Below are 19,419 nucleotides of genomic sequence, written 5' to 3' on the forward strand. Positions count from 1 at the left end.
TAAGTTGATTGGAGTGCAAGGAGCGAGACGCCAAGGAGGCTAACCGCACACCCCGCGGAAAGCGAGCATCCTGTAGCGGAAATCAACATTCCTCTCTTTGGGATAATAACAACACGGTTTACTAAAACAGATTATCGAAAGGTGGTGATCATGTGCCTGAATTACCTGAAGTAGAAAATGTCAAAAATACGTTAAATCAATTTCTTCCGGGAAAAGTGATTGAAGAGGTTAAAGTTAACTGGGAAAATATAATTAAACATCCTGAGCCCGAAGCGTTCATTTTAAGACTACAAGGACAAGCGTTTCAACATGTTTATCGAAAAGGTAAATTTTTAATCTTCCACCTCGATGAAGATTCTTTAGTTTCCCATTTAAGAATGGAAGGAAAGTACGGCTTATTTAATTCAGATGAATCAGCTGATAAACATACACATGTCATTTTCCGTTTTACAGACGGGACAGAACTCCGGTACCGCGATGTACGTAAGTTCGGTACGATGCATGTTTATCCAAAAGGTACTGAAGAAAATCACCTTCCTTTAAAATCATTGGGAGTAGAACCTTTGTCCGATACTTTAACGTCTGCTCTTATGAAACGGTTATTTTCAAAAACGAAACGAAGTATTAAAGCAGTCCTTTTAGATCAAACGTTAATTGCTGGTTTAGGGAATATATACGTGGATGAAGTCCTTTTTCAAGCGGGAATTCATCCTGAAACGCCAGCAAATGAACTCTCTCTTCAACGTTTGAAAAAATTAAAAATGGCGATCACTGATATTTTATCAGAAGCAGTAAAGCATGGCGGCAGTACAATTCGGTCGTATACGAACTCGATGGGGGAATCTGGCGGTTTTCAGCTGAAATTATTTGTATACGGCAGAAAGCATGAAGCTTGCAGGATTTGCGGTCATGAGGTAGAGCGAATAGTTGTAGCTGGACGAGGAACACATATATGTAATCACTGTCAAAGATAAACCAAATTTATACTCCTTTCATATACTACTTTACCGTTAACTGAAAGGAGTACAGGGACATGGTGGCTTATTCTTTTGTATTACTGGCACTAGCCGTCAGCCTGGACAGTTTTGGAGCCGGATTAACGTATGGATTAAAATCCATTAAAATTCCTTTTCGCTCGATCTCTATCATTGGGATTTGTTCAGCAATCACTTTTTTGTTCTCAATGCTGCTCGGATCAGTATTGGAACATTTTGTATCGCAAAAGACTGGGGAAGTGCTGGGGGGTATTATTCTTTTAGGTATAGGAATTTACTCACTATGTCAGGTTCTCTTGCCTGAAAAAGAAAACGTTGAAAATGAGCCGAAAGATCTTGTTAAATTGGAAATAAAATCATTAGGGATTGTTATTCACATCTTAAAGAAACCGGTTATTGCAGATATTGATAAATCAGGTTCGATTACGGGCTGGGAAGCAGTTCTACTTGGCATAGCTCTATCGCTCGATGCTTTCGGAGCTGGAATTGGAGCAGCGCTTATTGATTTGTCGCCATCCTTAACTGCAATAACAATCGCGGTAATGAGTGCTTTGTTCTTATGGGGCGGAATGGCATTAGGGCTGTTTTTCTACCATAAAGGATCCTGGGTAAAACGGATATCCATTTTACCGGGACTTTTATTAATCGTGATGGGTTTATTAAAGATCTAACAGGAGGGAAAACATTCGTTGATTATCGGATTAACAGGCGGTATAGCCACTGGAAAAAGTACAGCAAGCCACATTTTAAGCGAACAAGGAATACCAATCATTGATGCTGATCTAATTGCAAAAGAAGTGGTTATGCCTGGTAAAGAGGCTTATGAACAAATAGTGGCTTTTTTCGGGAAAGAAATATTACTAGAGGATAGAACATTAAACCGCGCGAAATTAGGAGAAATCATTTTTAACGATGATGAAAAAAGAGCGAGATTAAATGAAATCGTACATCCAGCTGTTCGTCAAGAAATGAAGAAGCAAGCGAAAAATCATCAAAATGCAGGTAATAAAATAGTGATCATGGATATTCCTCTTTTATTTGAGAGTAAGCTCACTCATATGGTTGATGAAACATGGTTGATTTATGCGGCTCCAGAAACCCAGCTAAAAAGGCTAATGGAGCGGAATGGATATACCGAAGAACAAGCATTATCAAGAATACATTCACAAATGCCAATTGAAGATAAAAAAGGATTAGCTGATGTTGTAATTCCGAATAATGGTACGCTATTAGAATTAGAAGAAAAGCTGACACATCTTATAAAAGCATTTAAGAAAACAGGTTCTGTATAGCAGAATCTGTTTTTTTTGATATTAAATTTAAGACAAGCCTCTTTTTAGCCTATTTTTAATAAAAGTATGTTCTTTTAACAATGTATTATGATATACTATTTACAGAAAGAGACGAGATAAAGTATAACACATTAGGAGGAGCGGCTACATGAAAGCAAAAATTGCAATTAATGGCTTGGGGAGAATCGGAAGAATGGTCTTCCGCAAAATGATGGAAAGTGATGAATTTGAGGTTGTAGCTGTTAATGCAAGCTACCCATCTGAAACTCTTGCTCACATGATTAAATATGATTCTATACATGGCACTTTTCCAGGCGACGTAGTAGCTGCAGATGATGCCCTTTTTATAAATGGAAAAAAAGTCATTTTAGTCAATTCCCGTGATCCGCGCGAGCTGCCTTGGGCTCAGTTCGGAATTGATATTGTTATCGAAGCAACCGGTAAATTTGTTTCACAGGAAACGGCAGGATTACACATTCAAGCAGGAGCAAAAAAGGTTATTATTACAGCTCCAGGTAAAAATGAAGATATTACAATTGTTATGGGTGTAAATGACAGCGATTACATTCCGTCTGAACACCATATTATTTCAAATGCTTCATGTACGACAAACTGCTTAGCTCCAGTGATAAAAGTTTTGGATGATCAGTTTGGTGTCCAATCTGGTATGATGACAACTGTTCATGCATATACAAACGATCAAAAGAACATTGACAATCCGCATAAAGATCTTCGCCGTGCACGTGCATGCGGGCAATCCATTATTCCTACTTCAACAGGTGCAGCGAAGGCCATCGCTAAAGTGCTGCCTCATCTTGAAGGGAAGTTAAATGGTATGGCACTTAGAGTTCCTACACCTAACGTGTCTTTAGTAGATGTTGTTGTTGAATTAAAAACACCAGTTTCAAGAGATCAAGTAAACCATGCTCTGCAATCTGCATCGGAAGGTTCTATGAAAGGCGTTCTAGGCTTCAGTGACCTTCCATTAGTATCTATTGATTATAACGGAAATGAAAATTCATCTATTGTTGATGGACTGTCTACAATGGTGATGGATGGAAATAAAGTAAAAGTGCTGGCTTGGTATGATAATGAATGGGGTTATTCTTGCCGAGTTGTTGATCTCGCAAAACACGTGGCTATTGCGATTAGCAACCCAGTTTCAATTGAGAAGAACGTCTCTGTTTCCTAAATACAAATTATATTGATATAAGACATTAGCCGGGTATAATTACCGGCTTTTTCTTATTTGCAGTTCTTTTTTATCAAGTCTAAAAAATCGAATAAAAAATTTTGCCCATAGTTATTGCAAATCAAATTTAAAAGAAGTATACTATTTTTCGTGAACTTCAATTAAAGCAATTAAAGGCATTGAATGCTACTTAAAGGGTTAGGACCTCTTTGGACTAACTTGCCCCCGTGGTAGATGTTCGATACCGCATGCTTGAAGGCATGATTATTTTTAAAGGGGGACTATGCTAATGGATACAATGGGAAGACACGTAATTGCTGAATTATGGGGTTGTGATTCTGAAAAATTAAACGACATGAAATTTATTGAAGAGACTTTCGTCGATGCTGCATTGAAAGCAGGAGCAGAGATTCGTGAGGTTGCTTTTCATAAATTTGCTCCACATGGAGTTAGTGGTGTTGTTATTATTTCTGAATCTCATCTAACAATTCACAGCTTTCCTGAGCATGGTTATGCAAGTATTGATGTTTATACGTGTGGAGATCGAATCGATCCTAACGTAGCTGCTGATTATATTTCAGAAGCATTAGGCGCTAAAAAACGTGAGAATTTGGAAGTTCCTCGTGGAATGGGTCCAATTTCCGTAGCCAAATCAAAAGTTACAGCTCAATAATTAAAAACAGAATGTAAATGAGGTGTGGGGTTAATCACACCTCTTTTTTATTTTTTGCGCTTTTTTTTAAAAGCTTTTTTCTTAAAAGATTGTGCTTTTGAATCATTTTTTCAAAGAGACTTCATTGACAAGTTTATTGGAGTGAAAGGTGCGAGACTCCTGGGGGATAAGCGTGGCAGGTGAGACACATCAGGTGCAAAGCGCCAAGGTGGCTCACCGCACGCCCCCCGGAAAGTGAGCATCCTGTAACGGAGATCAACCACTCCTTGTATGATTACAACTTTTATTTATATACGAATACGGAATAATACAATATAAATGATCATGTTTTGGAGGTCGTGTATGTTTAAAAAACTTCAAAATCTAATGGACAGTCATGCGGAAACGAGTGAAACGCATGTTGATGAATCCTTAAGAACCCATTATTTTAAAACTAATAAGACTGCAGTGCTTCGCGAGATAAAAAAGATATTAGAAAATGATAGCAATTTTCGAGAACTTGGATATTCCGAAGATCGAGGAGAAGTAACGTTCGAAGCGATGGAACCAAAAAATGCTTTTGTTGTCATTAGTGTGATAACTGTGCGAGCAAATAGAACTGCAGTAGATATAACAGCTTCAACTGAAACGTCATTTCCTTTTAATTTTGGAAAAAATAAACGTCTTATTATTAAAATTTATAATGAATTGAAAAATCAGCTTCCATTTGCGGGGACATCTATGGCGGAAAAATTATAGGAATAGCTTGTCACACTCTTTTCTTTTCTTTAAGATAGAACTAGTATAGAAAATTTTTTGGGGATGATTACAATGAGGTGTCCTTCTTGCCAGCACAATGGAACAAAAGTGCTTGATTCTAGACCGGTGCATAGTGGACGGTCTATTCGTCGCAGACGTGAATGCGAATTATGCAATTATCGATTTACAACTTTTGAAACGGTAGAACAAACACCGCTTATCATTGTTAAAAAACACGGTGAACGAGAAGAATTCAGCCGTGAAAAAATTCTAAGAGGACTTATTAAAGCTTGTGAAAAAAGACCTGTCCCATTAGAAACCCTTGAAAACATAGTAGATAATATAGAAAAAGAATTGAGAAACAGCGGAACTTCCGAAATCTCAAGCACGGCTGTCGGTGAACAAGTTATGGAGCATCTCTCAAAGACAGATGAGGTGGCTTATGTCCGATTCGCGTCTGTTTACCGTCAATTCAAAGATATTAACGTTTTTATTCAGGAATTAAAAGAACTGATCAAAAAAGATGAGCGTTAAAGCGTCTAGTGTACGTCTGTAGCGCTCTTTTTGTTCCAATTAAACAAAAGATAAACAATTTATTATAAATAAAGGGTGAAAACGATGACGGTACATTTTCAAGAAGTGGTGCCCGTAGATGCGTATTCCGTCCAAAGTAAGGGCTTTTTGCATGAAATCGATCAAAAGGTACTGACTTTGTTATATCAGCCACTAGTAGGTGCTTTTGCTTACAGTCTGTATATGACTTTATGGTGTGAAGCAACTATTAATCAACAAAAGAAGAAACATCAGCACTTAATGAACCTTACTCAATTTTCATTAAAAGATATTTTATCTGGAAGAAAAAAACTGGAAGCGATTGGTTTATTAAAAACATTCAAACAAGACAATGAGCAAGCCAGGGAATATTTATATGAATTGCAGATGCCGCTATCGCCTAAAGACTTTTTTACAGATGGATTTTTAAGTATCTATTTATATAACCGTCTAGGCCAGAGCAGATTTATTGAAGTACGGGATTCATTCCAGGTTCAGTTTACAGATTCATCCAGTTTTACAGATGTCACGGCATCATTCAATGAGGTGTTTACTTCACTTCATCCTTCTGAGATGGCATCAAAACATTTTTCCGAAATTACTGAGAATGCAGAAACAAGTGATCGCTCACTTTTTGATAAAGGATTAAAAGGGAAGGTATATATAGTAGAAAATACGTTTGATTTCGAAGCGATGGTTAACCAAATTTCTACTTTTATTGTTCCGAAAGAAGTAATAACTCCACAGCTTAAAGAAGCAATTTATAAGCTGGCGTATATTTATCAGTTAGAGCCAATTGATATGAGCAGGCAGATTCAAAACGTTTATTATTCAACAGGAGAGATTAGTGTTGAGAATCTCCGCCGTGAGGTCCAGAAGTGGTATCGTTTTGAACATGAGGAAGGACTTCCGGTATTAGCACTTAGAACACAGCCGATTCCTCTAAAGGCATTACAAGGAATGGAGCCGCAAACAAAAGAAGAAGAGCTCATTAAATATTTTGAGGAAGTTTCACCATACCGCCTTTTAGAAGACTACAGTGGTACAACACCTGCAGAAGTAGATTTAAAGCTAGTTGCCTATTGCATGCTGGATCAAAATTTAACACCAGGCGTAACGAACGTTCTGTTGGATTATGTTTTATCAGGCAATGATATGAAACTTGCAAAAGGACTAATAGAGCGCATTTCTTCACATTGGGCGAGAAAAAAAGTGCAAACTGTGCCTGAAGCCATGTCGCTTGCTCGTGAAGAAAAAAGAAAGTATAAAGACTGGCAAGAAAAGAAAAGTAAAACGCCAGGCTATTACAATGGGAAACAGCAAAAGCCGAGTGTTCAACTTCCTGATTGGTTGAAACAAGAATCATCTGAAAATAATAATTCTAAAAATCACACGGATACTGACACTTTGTATTATGATGAAGAAGAAAATCGCAAATGGCTTGAAAGTTTATCGAACAAATCGAAGTAAAGGGGGATAATCATGGAATCAATAAAAGAGTCTGTTAAGAATATGCCGGGATTTAATAAGTTTCAAGAAAAATATGAACTTATGAAGCAGCAAGTTTTTACAGATCCAAAAGTGATGCGTTTTTTAAGAGAGAACCCTGATATTTCTGATGTTCAAGCAGAAAAGCTTTTATCGAGCTTTTACACGTATCGAAATGAGCAACTTGCTTGCAGTAATTGCACTGGTCTGGAAAACTGCCCTAATTTAATGAAAGGGTACCGTTCTGAGCTGACAAAAGTGCGGCAGACTGTTGAACTTCGGTACAAGCCCTGCGAACTAAAAATCATAGATGATCAAAAAAAATCGATGTCATCATTAATAAAGAGTTACTTCATTCCTAAAGAAATTCTCGATGCGAGGTTTGAACGTCTTTATAATCCTAATATGGATGAAGCGCGAAGTATCGCCATTCAGAAAGCATATGAATTTGTTCAAACAGCAGCTTCTGAGCAACATAGTAAAGGAATTTATTTTTATGGGAAGTTCGGCGTTGGTAAAACGTATCTGCTGGGTGCGATTGCGAATGGTCTAGCAGAAAAAGGCATCCACTCACTTATGATTCACACGCCTGAGTTTTTAAGAGAAATGAAGCAATCCCTATCAGATGGAAGTTTTGATTCTAAAATGAATTTGTTAAAAACGGTACCTGTTCTCATGCTGGATGATATCGGTGCTGAAAACATGACAAATTGGGTGCGTGATGAAATTTTAGGTGTAATACTCCAATATAGGATGATGGAGAGGCTTCCAACGCTTTATACATCCAATTGTGATTATGACATGCTGCAGCAGCATTTATCTTTCTCGCAAAAAGGCGGACTGGATGAAGTGAAGGCATTACGAATTATGGAAAGAATTAAACATTCAAGTCATGCAGTGTTTATGGGCGGAAGTAAAAATTTCAGAGAAGATTATTAATAGATCTCCTGTCTAATTTTTGGCAGGAGGTTTTTTTGCCCGTTTTTTCTAATACATGACCTCGAAAGCTGTCTATAAATGAAAAATATGATAGGATAAGTTATAAGAATTAGGATTCGGAGGTTACCGATGAGTATTGAATCTATTTTACAAAAAGCATTAGACGGAGAGCGTTTATCGGTAGAAGATGCCGTAAAACTTTATGAAAGTGATGAAGTAGAACGCATGGGGGAAGTAGCCGATCTGATTATGAAGAAGTGGCATCCTGAACCTATCACTACTTTTGTTATCGGTCGCAATGTAAACTATACTAACTTTTGCGATACATATTGCAGATTTTGTGCCTTCTACAGAGCACCAGACAGTGATGAAGGATATGTATTAGATGATGATGTTATTTTTCAAAAGATCCAAGAAACGATCGATGTTGGCGGAACAGAAATATTAATGCAAGGCGGAACAAATCCAAACCTTCCATTTAGTTACTATACGGATTTGCTGAAAGAGATTAAGAAGCGTTTTTCTATTACGATGCATTCTTTTTCGCCTGCTGAGATTTGGAAAATGGTTGAGGTTTCAGGATTATCTCTTGAAGAAGTCCTGCGTGAATTAAAGGCTGCTGGTCTTGATTCATTGCCAGGTGGCGGAGCTGAGATATTAGATGACCGCACAAGAAAGAAAATCAGCCGTCTAAAAGGTTCGTGGACTGAGTGGATTGAATGTATGAAAACTGCTAAAAAGGTAGGTCTGCATTCAACGGCTACAATGGTTATCGGATTTGGTGAGACGTTTGAAGAACGAGCGATGCATCTGAAGCGAGTACGTGATGCACAGGATGAAACGGATTGTTTCTTAGCCTTTATTTCATGGACGTTCCAACCAGACAATACAAACATGAAAGCTGAAAAAACAACTCCTAGAGAATATTTGAAAAATGTCGCAATCTCACGTATTTTCTTAGACAACATTCCTAACTTCCAATCCTCATGGGTTACTATGGGTCCTGAAGTAGGGAAAAAATCGCTTCATTATGGTTGTAATGATTTTGGGAGCACGATGATGGAAGAGAATGTTGTATCAGCTGCAGGTACAACACATAAAGTTAACACGAACTTAACTTTGCGTTTAATTCGTGAAGCGGGGAAAATCCCTGCTCAGCGAAACACGAAATATGAAACAATTCGCGTCTTCCATGACGAAGAACAAGCAGAAAAAGACTTTGTAATGCAAAATTAAATCTTAGCACCTGACTGCACTACACGTGCGGCAGGTGTTTTTTTGTAGCTCTTATCTAAAAGATTGTGTTTTGATTCATTTTCGTAAATTGTCTTCATTGACAGGTTGATTGGAGTGCAAGGGGCGAGACTCCTCGAAAATGAAAATCACATTTTCTTCGTGCGATGTATTGCGGTCGTTGCTTTCATTGTCCTGCGGGATCAGTGTGCCTACCACTTGAATATTCTTCTCGCAAGGCATGCGACGAGGAAGTTACTTCGATGTTGTTATGCTTGCATACGCAGGAGCACATAGGCTTACTCGAAGATGATTTTTCATACATCTTCCTGGGAGGCTCACCGCACGCCCCGCGGAAAGCGAGCAACCTGGAACGGAAATTAACCACTTCTAACAGTAACAAAGGATATACAAAAACAGCCTTTTTTATTTATACCGTATGACATTTGTCACTGCGGTATTTTTTTATTGGGATTATTCTGTAAGTGTGAAATGTAAAGGGGGATTGGGAATGCCGATGCCGCAACAGTCCAAGAAGCCAGAAGTACCGGTGAGAAAAGAAAAAGAACTATTAGGAACTTTGTATGCTGTTTTTGGAGTTGGATTATTTATTGTTTTATCTTGGGCAGCCGTATATTTGCTGTATCTATCACGTTAGGAGGCAAGGGATATGCATATTCATAAATATGAAAAAATTTGGCTGTGGTCCGGTGCTGTGTGCTTGACTATCTTTTTATTAATTGTTGGCGTCTCGGCTTTTGCTATGGGAAATCAGCCGCCGAGTCATATGGAGACGATCGATCCAGAGAAAGCATCTGCAACTGCTCCTTTTGATAAACCCGGCTTAAACAAGATCGGGGAAAAAGAATATGAAGCAGTTATGCTCGCCCAAGCCTTTACTTTTACCCCTTCAAAAATGAAAGTTCCTATAGGCTCCACTGTGCATTTTAAAGTCACTAGTACAGATGTTGTTCATGGATTTGAGATTCCATCAACAAATGTAAATATGATGATTACACCGGGCTATGTAAGTGAGATCACTTATACCTTTGATAAACCTGGCAAATATTTAATTTTGTGCAATGAGTATTGCGGAGCAGGACACCATGTGATGGCGGTAACATTGGAGGTTACATTATGATCAATCGAAATGATGCACAATTAAGTCTAGCGTTTTTAACTGTTAGTTTTATCGCGCTTTTTATTGGAGCAGTTGCAGGTCTCCTGCAATCACTAGTTAGAGGCGGGGTAATTACTCTTCCGCTTTCAATTGGTTATTATCAATTATTAACAGCTCATGGCGTTTTGTTAGCACTTATCTTTACTACTTTTTTTATCATAGGATTTTTATATGCAGGAATCAGTAAGACCATGGGCGATTTATATGACGTACCGCGAAGATTAGGCTGGCTAGGTTTTGTCATGATGACGTTTGGTACTGGTTTAGCTACTGTTTTTATTCTCTTAAATAAAGCTACAGTACTATATACATTTTACGCACCTTTACAAGCTTCACCATGGTTTTATATTGCACTCGTCCATGTTATTGTCGGCAGCTGGCTTTGTGCTTTCTCGATGTGGAATCAATATTATATATGGAAAAGCAGAACAAAAAATAAATTATCTCCCCTTTTTAGTTATATGGCTGTGATGACAATGGCGTTATGGTTTATCGCTACACTTGGAGTTGCGGCAACCGTAATCTTACAGTTCATTCCATGGTCTATCGGCTGGGTTGATAAGATTGATATTCTAATTAGCAGAACGCTATTTTGGTATTTTGGCCATCCACTCGTTTATTTTTGGCTTCTGCCTGCTTATATGTGCTGGTATGTTGTTATTCCTAAAATTATCGGAGGGAAAATATTCAGTGATGCACTTGCAAGACTTTCATTTGTTTTGTTTCTATTGTTCAGCATACCAGTCGGCTTCCATCATCAATTATTAGAGCCGGGTATCTCTCATAATTGGAAGTTTCTGCAGGTTGCTCTTACATTTATGGTTATTGTACCTTCGCTGATGACTGCATTTTCAATGTTTGCTTGTTTTGAGACAGCAGGCAGAAAAAAGGGAGCAAAAGGAGTATTTGGCTGGTTTAAAGTATTACCATGGAATGATGTGCGTTTTTTTGCTCCTATGGTTGGAATGCTTATCTTTATTCCTGCAGGAGCTGGAGGAATTATTAACGCAAGTCATCAATTGAATCAGGTGATTCACAATACACTGTGGGTAACAGGACATTTCCATTTAACGGTAGCATCTACAGTCGCTTTAACCTTTTTTGGAATCAGTTATTGGCTGGTCCCGTATTTAACAGGGCGTACATTGACTCCTATGATGAATCGTTTAGGCATTATCCAAACGATCATGTGGGCTGCAGGAATGTTTTTCATGTCAGGGGCTATGCATTTAGTTGGTTTATTCGGAGCGCCGCGCAGAACGTCATTTACAACGTATAGTGACAATCCAGTTGCAGTGGATTGGATTCCGTATCAAGTCTCAATGGCGATAGGGGGTACAATCCTCTTTGCTGCCATATTGCTTTTGATTTACATTATCGTTTACTTAGCGTTTAGAGCTCCAAAAGGCGTTATGGAATTTCCAGTAGGAGAAGTGGAGGAAGGAGCCGCATCTACTCCGGCATTACTAGAAAATTGGAAAGTCTGGGTTGGAATTTGTGCCGTTCTCATAATGTTTGCTTATACAATACCGTTCTGGCACATGATCGAACACGCTCCTCCAGGATCTCGAGGGTTTAAGTATTGGTAGAATAAAAATTTAAGCTGGCTTCAATACTTTATAAATGCATTGGAACCAGCCTTTTTTATTTTACATAAGGCTCCGAAATCGTAAAATCTGTATAGGTAATCTGATTAATAAACTGTTCAATCGTATGGTTTTTAATTGTTAATATTTTATTTAGATCATTGATAACCCGTTTATCAAACATACTGTATAAAAGACTTTCCTTATCCTTCTGATCAAAAATCACCGCAGGAGAGTTTTTTCTATCTTTCAGTGCTTTTATTTTCGAGAATAATTGTATATCAGGCACTTGCATCTTTTCATGAAGAAGCCACACATTCTCTGAACTTGAAAGAGATAACGCGGTATACAGTGATGCTAATTGGCTATTTCCTTTATAATACGGAGTAAGAATTCGGGCACTGTCTTTTACATAAGGAAGATAGCTGGAAGGACGGTCACTTATTAGAATAATTTCGCTAAAGTAGGGTTTGATTTCAAAAATTAAATCTACTAATTTTGATTTGTTACACATAAAAAACTGAGCATTTTTAATAGGGGTTGTCATTATTACTGCAGCAGTCATCCATTTAAAACCTCCTTTCAATTTGAAGGATAAAGGAATGTACTTGGAAAAGATGTATCAAAAATCACACTTTGTTCATAAACAGAGTGATTTAAATCACATCAGTTATAAACTGGATGGTTTATAATGGAAACATAAGAAGCGGGGAGGTATTGAGATGAGTGCCTGCGTTCAGCCACAAAATTTTTGTTCCTATCAAAATACCGATATTTTTTCTAAACAATCCTTTCAATATTTAGAAAATATTATGTATCCTAAGGTAATAGAAAAAGATCACTATTTATTTCTAGATTCAGACAAAGCAGAACAATTGTATTATGTGAAAAAAGGACAGATAAAAATAACTAAACTTACCGAGGACGGAAAAGAGTTAGTATTATATATTTTCCAAGAAGGTGACTTAATCGGGGAGTTGGGAATCACTCCTGATTCCCGATACAATTATAGTGCAAGGGCTACAAGGCATTGTGAATTAGGAGTGATTCAGCAGCAGGATCTCGAAACGATAATATGGCAGCATGGAGATGTTGCAGTCGAATTTATGAGATGGATGAGTAATATGCATGCGATTACCCGTTCTAAATTTAGAGATTTAATGTTATACGGCAAAAAAGGTGCGCTTTGCTCCACTTTGATCAGACTGGCCAATTCGTACGGTATAATGACTCCTACTGGAATTGTGATCTCACAGCCGTTTACGAACAACGATCTGGCAGAACTAGTCGGAACAACCCGAGAAACGGTAAATAGAATGCTGAGCACCTTGAAAAAAGAGGGTGTCATTTCTATAGAGGGTGAAGGGAAATTAAAGATTCGAAAGCTTAATGATTTGAAAGAAGCATGCAGCTGTGAAAATTGTCCGGTTGAGATTTGCAGAATTTAAAAAGATTTTGAAGGAAGGGTCCTGATTAAGGCCTCTTTTTTTATGCACGTTTCTAAAAGATTGTCGCTTATTTCTATTAAAAATAAATTGAATTTTCCTTAAATTTAAAATATTGTGTATAATAAGAACATATTTAGCATAAAAGGGGGATTCAATAATGAAATTGAAGCAAACATTTAAAGTAGGGATCATCGGTCTGTCTGCAGCACTTCTCGCTGCCTGTGGAAGTACAGGTTCTGATGATAAATTAACAATAGGAACAGATGCCGCATATGCCCCTTTTGAATCATTGAATGGAGACAAGATTGTCGGATTCGATGTGGATGTTCTCGATGCAGTTATGAAAGAAGCGGATTTGGATTACAAATTAAAGAACACAGGCTGGGATCCTTTGTTCATCGCACTTCAGAATGAAGAAGTAGATGCAGGGATATCTGCAATTACAATCAATGATAAGAGAAAGAAAAGCTATGATTTTTCAGATCCATATTTTGAATCAATCAATATGATTCTTACAAAAGAAGGGTCTTCTATTAAGAGTGCAAAAGATTTAGAAGGCAAAAAAGTAAGTGTACAAAATGGTACAACTGGGCAAGAGGCACTGGAAAAAATGTTCGGAAAAACCGAGGACATTAAAAAGTTTGATAGTAATGTTCTGGCAATTCAAGCCTTATTAAATGGGGAAGTTGAAGCTGTTGTTGCCGATAATGGTGTATTGAAGGAATATGAAAAAAATAACCCAGATAAAAAGTTAATTACGATTAGTGACAAAGACAATTTCGATAGTGAATTTTACGGGATTATTTTTCCTAAAGATGCAGACCATCAAGATGAAATCAATAAAGCTATGAAAAAAGTGATCGACAGTGGAAAATACGCCGAAATTTATAAAAAATGGTTTGGTGAAGAACCGAATGTAGACGCTTTAAAACAATAAAATTTAGCTGGAGGACTACATGGACTATTCATTACAAATCATTAGAGAGTACATGCCCCTTTTTATAAAAGGAACTGTAAATACCATTCAGCTGTCACTTTTAAGTATTCTATTTGGAACAATTCTGGGGTTATTTATTGGGTTAGGCAAAATGACGAAACAGCGACTTATTAGTATACCTTGTATGTGGTATGTCAGTTTCTTTCGAGGAACGCCGTTGCTTGTTCAAATCTTATTGATTCATTCAGCTTTAATGCCTCTCATTATGAAACCGCCAAATGTTTTTGTTTCAAGTGTACTCGCACTATCACTTAATGCTGCTGCGTACATTGCAGAAATTTTTCGAGCGGGGATACAGTCCATTGACAGAGGGCAGATGGAAGCAGCTAGATCGCTAGGAATGAATCATGTACAAGCCATGAAGCATGTTATTCTCCCACAGGCATCCAGAAGAATGATTCCGCCTTTAGGCAATGAATTTATCGTATTAATTAAAGATTCTTCACTTGTTTCAATCATTGCTACACCTGAGCTGATGTATTATGCAAGGGCAATGATGGGTGAATATTACCGTCCATGGGAGCCTTACATGACCGCTGCTTTAATGTATTTAATCCTTACATTGGGAATGGCTTTTATCCTTTCAAAAATCGAACGTAAATTTGTTTACGATTAATTAGCTCAGAAAGCAGCCTATATAACCGGGCTGTTTTTTTGTTGATCAAAACTAGCGAATCTTTTCGTCGGTTTCGATAATGCGTTCACATATAATAAATACACTCCAGCTCATGCGGTTACTTATCGAAACTCATTGTCTTCGTGCAAATATTGTTCGTTCCTAAATGAACAAATTCAGCTTTTCCTAACATGTTTTAAGACCAGGTCCCATATATTGTATTATTGAGAATTTATATGGGAGGGACTTGTTTGATCGCGATTGCTTTTTCACACCCATCCGACGGTACCACCGTTCTTAAAAATATAATCAGAGCTGCAGTGAAACATAAATTATCCCCTTCCTTTGCCAAATTATCTGAAACTTCATCTAAAATACTTGAATTGCACATACAGAAAGACCCAGACATTATTTTGGATGTGTTAACACAATTCACAAGAAATAAGGTAGAGGATATTTGTTTAAAGGAAATGATTGAGCATTTATTTTTTTACACAGATGCATCTGAACAAAAAGAAATATTCACGATAACGAAAAGTATTATTTCAGGTGAAATAGAAGGAATTCCCGAGGCTAAAAACCTCCCTAATTTAAATGGACTTATACGTAAGCAATGGCTGTCATTATTTAAGACATCACTGCCGTATTTAGAATTCGAATCGTTTTTAAAATTCCGATTAAAGGAATATTTATCCGTTCTATTAAAAATTGTTGAATGTGCGATCGACGAGTATAAATTAGAATTGGAGTATCAAATGTTTGTTGAGCAATTGAGATCTTGTGTAACGAAACAAAAGTCATTTTCGAAACGAAATATCGTCATTATTTTTGATAAGGAGAAAATTGTGATTCTTGATGAAAACCAAAATCCTTTAACGAGGAAAGAAATGGAAAGGTTTCACGAAAGAGCTCTTAAATTATCAAAAGTAACAAGCCTGGATGAACGTTTGTTAGGACCTCTTATCGGTTTAGCACCTGCTTCTGCACATATTTATTCATATGATCTGGATCATCCGCTTCTTCAAACTGTTAAAAATATCTTTCAGGAAACGATCACGATTTCATCCATTGAAAAGATGTCTTATCGAAACAAAAGATTTTTTAATAAAAAGCAGTAATAATTGTCACACGCTCTTGCTTTTTAAAAAATAACTGCATATAATATGTTTATAATTTTATCAATTAATCAGTATTGATAAGGACATGAAGCAAAATTTTACGGTTTATAGAGAGGGAAGTTCTGGCTGAAAGCTTCCTAACACGGAAATTTGCTTTACCACCTTGGAACTTCAGCGGTGAAACTTTTAGTAATCGTTGACGGCAGCAGTCCGTTATACTGTCCGAGTGCTGCATTTATACTACATAATTGCAGAACAAGGGTGGAACCACGAGATTATCACTCGTCCCTTCTTTAGGGACGGGTGTTTTTTGTTTTCATTTTTTATAAAAAGGAGATGTTTTTTATGTCAATTTCGATTTCATTCCCTGACGGTTCAGTTAAGGAATTTCCGAAAGGGGTAACTTCAGAGCAAGTTGCTGAAAGCATTAGCCCAAGTTTAAAGAAAAAAGCAGTTGCAGGAAAAGTGAACGGTCAATTATTTGATTTTTCACGTCCAATCGAAGAAGATTCATCAATCGAAATCGTGATGCAGGATTCAAAAGATGGATTAGAGATGACACGACACTCTAATGCACATTTGCTGGCACAAGCATTAAAACGCCTATATCCAGATGTGAAATTAGGAATCGGTCCTGTTATTGATAATGGATTTTACTATGATGTGGATATGTCGCATGTCTTAACGCCAGAAGATCTTCCAGCTATTGAAAAAGAAATGAAGAAGATTGTAAACGAAAATCTTCCTATTATTCGTAAAGAAGTTACACGTGAAGAAGCATTATCCATCTATGAAGAACTTAACGACCATTTAAAGCTGGAACTGATCCGCGATCTTCCTGAAGGAGAAAAAATTACGATCTATGAACAAGGAGAATTCTTTGACCTTTGCCGTGGACCGCATGTTCCTTCAACTGGAAAGATTAAAGCGTATAAGCTCATGAGCATCTCAGGTGCATACTGGCGCGGAAACAGCGATAACCAAATGCTTCAGCGTATTTATGGAGCAGCTTTCTTAAATCAAAAAGAGTTAGACGAATATTTGCACTTTATTGAAGAAGCTCAAAAGCGCGATCACCGTAAGCTTGGAAAAGAATTAGAGTTATTCATGTTCTCAGAAGAAGCGCCTGGTATGCCGTTCTATCTTCCGAATGGCCAAATTATCAGAACAGAACTTGAGAATTTCTCTCGAGAGCTTCAGCGCCAAGTAGATTATGATGAAGTTCGCACACCGTTCATGATGAACCAGCGTCTTTGGGAACAATCCGGCCACTGGGATCATTACCATGAAAACATGTATTTCTCAGAAGTAGATGATACGAAGTTTGCGATGAAGCCGATGAACTGTCCGGGTCATATGCTTATCTTTAAAAACAAGCTTCATTCATATAGAGATCTCCCTGTACGAATGGCTGAGTTTGGACAAGTACATCGTCACGAATACAGCGGTGCCCTTAACGGAATGATTCGTGTAAGAACTTTCTGCCAAGATGATGCTCACATTTTCGTGACTCCGAAGCAGATCGAGAGTGAAATCAAAAACGTATTTAAACTTGTAGATAAAATCTATAGCACTTTCGGTTTCGAGTATTCAGTAGAACTTTCTACTCGTCCTGAAGATTCTATGGGTGACGATCGTCTTTGGGAACAAGCGGAAGGCGCTTTGAAAAACGTGCTGGAAGATCTCGGAATGGATTATCACTTGAATGAAGGCGATGGGGCATTCTATGGTCCGAAAATTGACTTCCACATTAAAGATGCATTAAATAGAAGCCACCAATGTGCAACAATACAGCTGGACTTCCAGATGCCGGAGAAGTTCGATTTAACTTATGTGGATGAGAATAATCAAAAAGTACGTCCGGTTGTAATCCACCGTGCAATTTACGGATCAATCGATCGTTTCCTAGGAATATTAGTTGAGCATTTTGCAGGAGCTTTCCCAACATGGTTAGCGCCAGTTCAAGTGAAGCTGATTCCTGTGTCTGATGTTCATAATGAGTATGCTTATAAACTTCAAGAAGATTTGAAGAAACATGCGGTTAGAGTGGACATTGATATAAGAAACGAGAAAATGGGATATAAGATCAGAGAAGCACAAATGAAAAAGATCCCATACATGCTTGTTCTTGGTGACAAAGAGATCGAAGACAATGCTGTAAACGTTCGAAAGTATGGCGAACAAAAATCAGAAACCGTTTCTTATGAAGATTTCAGAGACATGATTTTAGCTAAAATTAACGAAAAAAGATAAATTTATTGTAAGAGGTGAACCTTCCTGTCTGGGTTTTTGACAGGGAGGTTTTTTTGATGCCATTCAAATTGAAAGGTCTGTTTGCGTGTCGAAATTAGCCGAAAGACTCAATTCATACTTAAAGAGACTCAATCGTTAATAAATATGACGCAATTATTTCATCATTAGACGCAATTGCCTGTAATTTAGACTCAATACTTCAGAATTTCTGCTTCATGCAATAAGCCAGGAGCATCTTTTGCTGGGCTTTCAAAAGCAGTCATTTTAAACAAAACAAAAAAACTCTTGCAATAAATTGATAAACGAAGTAAAATTAATCTCGTTGTTATTTATTACGTTGATTGACACATTTCACGCCAATATGTTATAGTATGTAAGGTTAATAAAATAAGCATAAGCATCAAACAAGCAGAAGCACCCGCTTCTCACCTAATTTTGACGTCCTTTATGGATTGTTGATAGGTAGGATGAATTCTGGCATGTCAGTAGTACATAGCCGATTTGTGTGTGGGTGATATATGCGCCGACGCTTTTTTTATTTGCGTAAATAACATGTGCAGTGTTTTAACACTCACTGAAAAAATTCGGAGGTGACTTACTATTAGTAAGGACGTGTCTGTCAATGATGGCATTCGAGCTCGTGAGGTTCGCTTAATCGGTCCAGATGGAAGCCAGCTAGGCATTAAATCAAGACAAGAAGCTTTAGACCTTGCGACAAATGCAAACCTTGATCTTGTTCTCGTTGCTCCTGCCGCTAAACCGCCTGTATGCAAAATTATGGATTATGGCAAGTTTAAATACGAGCAGCAACGTAAAGATCGAGAAGCACGAAAAAACCAAAAAGTTATTACGACGAAAGAAATTCGTCTTAGTCCAACAATCGAGGAAAACGATTTTAATACAAAGCTTAGAAATGCTCGCAAGTTCCTTGAAAAAGGTGACAAAGTAAAGGCAAGTATTCGTTTCCGTGGACGTGCAATTACTCATTCTCAAATCGGAAAAACGGTATTGGAGAAATTAGCGAAAGAATGTGAGGATCTTTCTACGGTGGAAACTTCACCGAAAATGGAAGGACGAAGCATGTTTCTTATCCTAGCACCTAAAGCCGAAAAATAATTT

20 protein-coding genes and 2 other annotated features are annotated in these 19,419 nt (G+C 37.6%); of the genes, 19 read left to right on the plus strand and 1 reads right to left on the minus strand.

Features of this window, described 5'->3' with window-relative positions:
• Positions 1 to 152: 152 nt before the first annotated feature.
• From mutM to RGB74_RS05815, 13 genes are all read left to right on the plus strand, one after another.
• On the plus strand, positions 153 to 974 hold the full coding sequence (gene mutM, locus RGB74_RS05755) for a DNA-formamidopyrimidine glycosylase (RefSeq protein ID WP_310762042.1): 822 nt from the start codon (positions 153 to 155) through the stop codon (positions 972 to 974).
• A 59-nt stretch (positions 975 to 1,033) separates the two neighbouring features.
• Positions 1,034 to 1,666 carry a sporulation membrane protein YtaF gene (gene ytaF, locus RGB74_RS05760; RefSeq protein ID WP_310762043.1) on the plus strand — a complete coding sequence of 211 codons (633 nt, stop codon included), beginning with the start codon at positions 1,034 to 1,036 and terminating at the stop codon, positions 1,664 to 1,666.
• Positions 1,667 to 1,684: 18 nt separating this feature from the next.
• Entirely contained in the window at positions 1,685 to 2,287 is a 603-nt protein-coding gene (gene coaE / locus RGB74_RS05765; protein WP_310762044.1) for a dephospho-CoA kinase, read from the plus strand.
• 148 nt (positions 2,288 to 2,435) lie between these two features.
• A complete protein-coding gene (locus RGB74_RS05770) occupies positions 2,436 to 3,479 on the plus strand; it encodes a glyceraldehyde-3-phosphate dehydrogenase (RefSeq protein ID WP_310762045.1) in 1,044 nt (347 codons plus the stop codon).
• Positions 3,480 to 3,768: 289 nt separating this feature from the next.
• Positions 3,769 to 4,152, plus strand: a complete 384-nt coding sequence (speD, locus tag RGB74_RS05775; protein ID WP_066396744.1) for an adenosylmethionine decarboxylase — start codon at positions 3,769 to 3,771, stop codon at positions 4,150 to 4,152.
• Between the two features lie 342 nt (positions 4,153 to 4,494).
• Positions 4,495 to 4,890 carry a cytosolic protein gene (locus tag RGB74_RS05780; RefSeq protein ID WP_310762046.1) on the plus strand — a complete coding sequence of 132 codons (396 nt, stop codon included), beginning with the start codon at positions 4,495 to 4,497 and terminating at the stop codon, positions 4,888 to 4,890.
• 72 nt (positions 4,891 to 4,962) lie between these two features.
• Positions 4,963 to 5,424, plus strand: a complete 462-nt coding sequence (gene nrdR / locus RGB74_RS05785) for a transcriptional regulator NrdR (protein WP_310762047.1) — start codon at positions 4,963 to 4,965, stop codon at positions 5,422 to 5,424.
• Positions 5,425 to 5,508: 84 nt separating this feature from the next.
• Positions 5,509 to 6,912 carry a replication initiation and membrane attachment family protein gene (locus RGB74_RS05790; RefSeq protein ID WP_310762048.1) on the plus strand — a complete coding sequence of 468 codons (1,404 nt, stop codon included), beginning with the start codon at positions 5,509 to 5,511 and terminating at the stop codon, positions 6,910 to 6,912.
• 12 nt (positions 6,913 to 6,924) lie between these two features.
• Positions 6,925 to 7,869, plus strand: coding sequence for a primosomal protein DnaI (gene dnaI, locus RGB74_RS05795; protein ID WP_310762049.1), 945 nt, complete (start codon positions 6,925 to 6,927; stop codon positions 7,867 to 7,869).
• A 129-nt stretch (positions 7,870 to 7,998) separates the two neighbouring features.
• A complete protein-coding gene (gene mqnC / locus RGB74_RS05800) occupies positions 7,999 to 9,105 on the plus strand; it encodes a cyclic dehypoxanthinyl futalosine synthase (protein ID WP_310762050.1) in 1,107 nt (368 codons plus the stop codon).
• A gap of 508 nt (positions 9,106 to 9,613) precedes the next feature.
• Positions 9,614 to 9,760 (plus strand): cytochrome c oxidase subunit 2A, encoded by a 147-nt coding sequence (locus RGB74_RS05805; RefSeq protein ID WP_310762051.1) that lies wholly within the window; start codon positions 9,614 to 9,616, stop codon positions 9,758 to 9,760.
• A gap of 12 nt (positions 9,761 to 9,772) precedes the next feature.
• Entirely contained in the window at positions 9,773 to 10,243 is a 471-nt protein-coding gene (locus tag RGB74_RS05810; RefSeq protein WP_310762052.1) for a cytochrome c oxidase subunit II, read from the plus strand.
• The gene (locus tag RGB74_RS05815) at positions 10,240 to 11,871 is read left to right on the plus strand and encodes a b(o/a)3-type cytochrome-c oxidase subunit 1 (RefSeq protein WP_310762053.1); all 1,632 of its coding nucleotides are present in this window, start codon (positions 10,240 to 10,242) and stop codon (positions 11,869 to 11,871) included. The genes RGB74_RS05810 and RGB74_RS05815 overlap by 4 nt, the downstream gene beginning before the upstream one ends.
• 55 nt (positions 11,872 to 11,926) lie before the next feature.
• Here the strand turns inward: RGB74_RS05815 and RGB74_RS05820 are convergent, their stop codons facing one another.
• Positions 11,927 to 12,433, minus strand: a complete 507-nt coding sequence (locus RGB74_RS05820) for a hypothetical protein (RefSeq protein ID WP_310762054.1) — start codon at positions 12,431 to 12,433, stop codon at positions 11,927 to 11,929.
• A gap of 157 nt (positions 12,434 to 12,590) precedes the next feature.
• On the opposite strand from RGB74_RS05820, the gene RGB74_RS05825 reads away from it, so the two are divergent.
• From RGB74_RS05825 to infC, 6 genes are all read left to right on the plus strand, one after another.
• Positions 12,591 to 13,316 carry a Crp/Fnr family transcriptional regulator gene (locus RGB74_RS05825; protein ID WP_310762055.1) on the plus strand — a complete coding sequence of 242 codons (726 nt, stop codon included), beginning with the start codon at positions 12,591 to 12,593 and terminating at the stop codon, positions 13,314 to 13,316.
• Between the two features lie 154 nt (positions 13,317 to 13,470).
• Entirely contained in the window at positions 13,471 to 14,253 is a 783-nt protein-coding gene (locus RGB74_RS05830; protein WP_396136051.1) for a basic amino acid ABC transporter substrate-binding protein, read from the plus strand.
• Positions 14,254 to 14,272: 19 nt separating this feature from the next.
• Entirely contained in the window at positions 14,273 to 14,929 is a 657-nt protein-coding gene (locus RGB74_RS05835; protein ID WP_310762057.1) for an amino acid ABC transporter permease, read from the plus strand.
• Positions 14,930 to 15,180: 251 nt separating this feature from the next.
• Complete coding sequence (ytxC, locus tag RGB74_RS05840) at positions 15,181 to 16,047, plus strand: sporulation protein YtxC (RefSeq protein WP_310762058.1); 867 nt, start codon at positions 15,181 to 15,183, stop codon at positions 16,045 to 16,047.
• Between the two features lie 65 nt (positions 16,048 to 16,112).
• Positions 16,113 to 16,340 (plus strand) — a binding site (T-box leader).
• 52 nt (positions 16,341 to 16,392) lie between these two features.
• Positions 16,393 to 18,300, plus strand: a complete 1,908-nt coding sequence (gene thrS, locus RGB74_RS05845) for a threonine--tRNA ligase (RefSeq protein WP_310762059.1) — start codon at positions 16,393 to 16,395, stop codon at positions 18,298 to 18,300.
• Positions 18,301 to 18,700: 400 nt separating this feature from the next.
• Positions 18,701 to 18,842 (plus strand) — a sequence feature (ribosomal protein L20 leader region).
• A gap of 70 nt (positions 18,843 to 18,912) precedes the next feature.
• Positions 18,913 to 19,416: a translation initiation factor IF-3 gene (gene infC, locus RGB74_RS05850; protein ID WP_310259488.1), complete on the plus strand. Its 504-nt coding sequence runs from the start codon at positions 18,913 to 18,915 to the stop codon at positions 19,414 to 19,416.
• Positions 19,417 to 19,419: the final 3 nt, after the last annotated feature.

Origin of the sequence: Bacillus sp. NEB1478, assembly GCF_031582965.1 — a bacterium.
Classification (GTDB): domain Bacteria; phylum Bacillota; class Bacilli; order Bacillales; family Fictibacillaceae; genus Fictibacillus.